The organism is Streptococcus sp. 2154, from assembly GCF_013277255.1.
GTDB lineage: Bacteria > Bacillota > Bacilli > Lactobacillales > Streptococcaceae > Streptococcus > Streptococcus pseudopneumoniae.
In genome coordinates this window covers 6,915-11,161 of the sequence record NZ_VMMK01000006.1, presented here as the reverse complement: position 1 = coordinate 11,161, position 4,247 = coordinate 6,915, and the positions used below count along the sequence as shown (strand labels likewise).

Below are 4,247 nucleotides of genomic sequence, written 5' to 3'. Positions count from 1 at the left end.
ACGAAGTCAGTAACATATACGTACGGCAAGGCAACGTTGACGCGGTTTGAAGAGATTTTCGAAGAGTTTCAAACATATGCAATTATTTCTGAAAGAGTACAGTTAGGAGAGGGTTATGCCGATTCGAATTGATAGAAAATTACCAGCTGTTGAGATTTTACGGACAGAGAATATCTTTGTCATGGATGATCAACGTGCGTCCCACCAAGATATCCGTCCTTTGAAGATTTTAATTTTAAATCTCATGCCACAGAAAATGGTCACAGAAACCCAGTTGTTGCGCCATTTGGCTAATACGCCCCTGCAATTGGATATTGATTTTCTCTATATGGAGAGCCATCGTTCTAAAACAACTCGTTCAGAGTACATGGAGACCTTTTATAAAACCTTTCCTGAAGTCAAGGATGAGTATTTTGATGGGATGATTATCACGGGTGCTCCAGTTGAGCATTTACCATTTGAGGAAGTGGACTATTGGGAGGAATTTAGCCAGGTGCTTGAGTGGTCCAAGACCCATGTCTATTCGACCCTTTATATCTGTTGGGGGGCTCAGGCTGGTCTTTATCTGCGTTATGGAGTGGAAAAATACCAGATGGACAGTAAGTTATCGGGTATTTATCCTCAGGACACTTTAAAAGAAGGGCACCTTCTTTTAAGAGGCTTTGACGATAGCTATGTTTCCCCTCATTCTCGGCACACGGAGATTTCTAAGGAAGAGGTCTTAAACAAAACCAATCTCGAGATTTTATCAGAGGGTTCTCAGGTTGGGGTTTCGATTTTGGCTAGTCGTGATTTGCGTGAAATTTATAGTTTTGGGCATTTGGAATATGACCGTGATACCTTGGCAAAAGAGTATTTCCGAGATTGTGATGCAGGTTTAGATCCTCATATTCCAGAAAATTACTTTAAGGATGATGATGTTAATCAGACGCCTTGTCTTTGTTGGTCTTCATCGGCAGCCCTCTTTTTCAGTAACTGGGTAAATTATGCAGTCTATCAGGAAACCCCTTTTGACTGGAGAAAAATAGAAGATGATGCATCTGCATTTGGGTATTTATAAGAGGAATTATGACATATTTAGACGCTTTTAAATCAGGGAACTTGGTTTTACCGAGTGCCCTGCTCTTGCATTTTAAGGAACTCTTTCCTTCTAGCGACGATTTTCTGGTTTGGCAATTTTTCTATTTGCAAAATACGACAGGCTTAGAAGAAATGTCGCCAAGCCAGATTGCTGAAAGGATTGGCAAGGAAATTTCGGAAGTCAATCAGGCTATTTCCAATCTGACGGAGAGGGGACTGCTTCAGTATCGAACGATCGAATTGAATGGCGAAATTGAATTGCTCTTTGATGCTAGTTTGGCTTTGGAACGTTTGGATGACTTGCTTGGAGCTATTGCTTCGAGTTCAGACCAGTTGATACCTCAAAATCATCTTAAGGATTTGGTGGAAACCTTCCAGCAGGAGTTGGGACGCTTGTTGACGCCTTTTGAGATTGAGGATTTGATGAAGACACTAAAGGAAGATGGAACCAGTGCTGACTTGATTAAGGAAGCTCTTCGTGAAGCTGTTTTGAATGGAAAACCAAACTGGAAGTACATCCAGGCGATTTTGAGAAACTGGCGACATGAAGGTATCAAAAGTGTGGCTCAAATCGAGGCTAAGCGGGCAGAAAGAGAAGCAAGCAATCCTCAGTTGACACAGGTATCGGCAGATTTCAGAAATGCTATGGATCTCTGGAAGGATTAATCCATGTCAGCAGGCTTGAAATCCGAGTAAGATTTGCAAGCTGTGTCTAATTGTGATAAAATAAGTAGAAAATAAATTGAAAAAAGAGGTATGTGAAATGTCACGTAAACCATTTATCGCTGGTAACTGGAAAATGAACAAAAATCCAGAAGAAGCTAAAGCATTCGTTGAAGCAGTTGCGTCAAAACTTCCTTCATCAGATCTTGTTGAAGCAGGTATCGCTGCTCCAGCTCTTGATTTGACAACAGTTCTTGCTGCGGCAAAAGGTTCAAACCTTAAAGTTGCTGCTCAAAACTGCTACTTTGAAAATGCAGGTGCCTTCACTGGTGAAACAAGCCCACAAGTTTTGAAAGAAATCGGTACTGACTACGTTGTTATCGGTCACTCAGAACGCCGTGACTACTTCCATGAAACTGACGAAGATATCAACAAAAAAGCAAAAGCAATCTTTGCAAACGGTATGCTTCCAATCATCTGTTGTGGTGAGTCACTTGAAACTTACGAAGCTGGTAAAGCTGCTGAATTTGTAGGTGCTCAAGTATCTGCTGCATTGGCTGGATTGACTGCTGAACAAGTTGCTGCATCAGTTATCGCTTACGAACCAATCTGGGCTATCGGTACTGGTAAATCAGCTTCACAAGACGACGCACAAAAAATGTGTAAAGTTGTTCGTGACGTTGTAGCTGCTGACTTTGGTCAAGAAGTTGCAGACAAAGTTCGTGTTCAATACGGTGGTTCTGTTAAACCTGAGAACGTTGCTTCATACATGGCTTGTCCAGACGTTGACGGTGCCCTTGTAGGTGGTGCGTCACTTGAAGCTGAAAGCTTCTTGGCTTTGCTTGACTTTGTAAAATAATCAGTAAGTAGCAAAAGCTAGGTGGAACAGCATTCAGATGTCTGTTCCATTTTTTATAGGAGAGGAAAGATTGAAAACAAAATTTGTATGTATAGGGCTAGCAAGCCTTTGCTTACTTGGCGTAAGAGTTTCAGGAATTGCGGCAGATGAAACAAGTGGAAGCACAGTTTCAGAAAAATCTAGTCTATCAACAGGAACTTCATCAACTAGTAGCAATGAACAGAGAAACAGTGTCTCTGCCCACTGGGATGGAGATTATTATGTAAAGGCTGATGGTTCTAAAGCTCAAAGTGAATGGATTTTTGATAATAACTACAAAGCTTGGTTTTATCTCAAATCAGACGGTCGTTATGCTCAAAATGAGTGGCAGGGCAATTACTACCTGAAATCAGGTGGCTATATGGCTCAAAACGAGTGGCTTTATGATAATAATTACAAGAGTTGGTTTTATCTCAAGTCAGATGGGGCTTATGCTCATCAAGAATGGCAATTGATTGGAAATAAGTGGTACTACTTCAAGAAGTGGGGTTACATGGCTAAAAGCCAATGGCAAGGAAGTTATTTCTTGAACGGTCAAGGTGCCATGATGCAAAATGAATGGCTTTATGATCCAGCCTATTCTGCTTATTTTTATCTCAAATCCGATGGAACTTATGCTAACCAAGAGTGGCAAAAAGTGGGCGGCAAATGGTACTATTTCAAGAAGTGGGGCTATATGGCTCAGAATGAGTGGCAAGGCAACTACTATTTGACTGGAAGTGGTGCCATGGCGACTGATGAAGTGATTATGGATGGCGCTCGCTATATCTTTGCGGCCTCTGGTGAGCTCAAAGAAAAGAAAGATTTGAATGTCGGCTGGGTTCACAGAGATGGTAAACGCTATTTCTTTAATAATAGAGAAGAACAAGTTGGAACCGAACATGCTAAGAAAGTTATTGATATTAGTGAGCACAATGGCCGTATCAATGATTGGAAAAAGGTTATTGATGAAAATGAAGTAGATGGTGTCATTGTTCGTCTAGGTTATAGCGGTAAAGAAGACAAGGAATTGGCGCATAACATTAAGGAGTTAAACCGTCTGGGAATACCTTATGGCGTCTATCTCTATACCTATGCTGAAAATGAGACTGATGCTGAGAATGATGCTGAACAGACCATTGAACTTCTGAAGAAATACAATATGAACTTGTCTTACCCTATCTACTATGATGTTGAGAACTGGGAGTATGTGAATAAAAGTAAGCGTGCTCCGAATGATACAGGTACTTGGGTTAAGATTATCAACAAGTACATGGAGACGATGAAGCAGGCGGGTTATCAAAATGTGTATGTCTATAGCTATCGTAGTTTATTACAGACGCGTTTAAAACACCCAGATATTTTAAAACATGTAAACTGGGTAGCGGCCTATAACAATGCTTTAGAATGGGAAAACCCTCATTATTCAGGAGAAAAAGGTTGGCAATATACCTCTTCTGAATACATGAAAGGAATCCAAGGGCGCGTAGATGTCAGCGTTTGGTATTAAGCTCTGATTAGAAAGAGGGATGTGATAGTAGCACCCTCTTTTTCTTTGTTTTATGATAGTTTATCCTCGAGTAAATTCAAGAACTTGCTCGGAAATGAATCTTATACTCAATGAAAA

4 protein-coding genes are annotated in these 4,247 nt (G+C 40.7%); all 4 read left to right on the top strand.

The genetic code is table 11. From position 1 onward, the window contains the following. Nucleotides 1-115 precede the first annotated feature (115 nt). Complete coding sequence (gene metA, locus HT693_RS00195) at nucleotides 116-1,060, top strand: homoserine O-succinyltransferase (RefSeq protein ID WP_023938497.1); 945 nt, start codon at nucleotides 116-118, stop codon at nucleotides 1,058-1,060. An 8-nt stretch (nucleotides 1,061-1,068) separates the two neighbouring features. Beyond that, nucleotides 1,069-1,746 (top strand): DnaD domain-containing protein, encoded by a 678-nt coding sequence (locus tag HT693_RS00190; RefSeq protein ID WP_138704986.1) that lies wholly within the window; start codon nucleotides 1,069-1,071, stop codon nucleotides 1,744-1,746. Between the two features lie 97 nt (nucleotides 1,747-1,843). After that, on the top strand, nucleotides 1,844-2,602 hold the full coding sequence (tpiA, locus tag HT693_RS00185) for a triose-phosphate isomerase (RefSeq protein ID WP_000087893.1): 759 nt from the start codon (nucleotides 1,844-1,846) through the stop codon (nucleotides 2,600-2,602). 37 nt (nucleotides 2,603-2,639) lie between these two features. Further along, complete coding sequence (gene lytC, locus HT693_RS00180; RefSeq protein WP_007284876.1) at nucleotides 2,640-4,130, top strand: choline binding-anchored murein hydrolase LytC; 1,491 nt, start codon at nucleotides 2,640-2,642, stop codon at nucleotides 4,128-4,130. Nucleotides 4,131-4,247 lie beyond the last annotated feature (117 nt).

Excerpts from the sequence above, each read along its gene's own strand:
- metA (WP_023938497.1), top strand. The coding sequence starts at position 116 with ATGCCGATTCGAATTGATAGAAAATTACCAGCTGTTGAGATTTTACGG.
- HT693_RS00190 (WP_138704986.1), top strand. The coding sequence starts at position 1,069 with ATGACATATTTAGACGCTTTTAAATCAGGGAACTTGGTTTTACCGAGT.
- tpiA (WP_000087893.1), top strand. The coding sequence starts at position 1,844 with ATGTCACGTAAACCATTTATCGCTGGTAACTGGAAAATGAACAAAAAT.
- lytC (WP_007284876.1), top strand. The coding sequence starts at position 2,640 with ATGTCTGTTCCATTTTTTATAGGAGAGGAAAGATTGAAAACAAAATTT.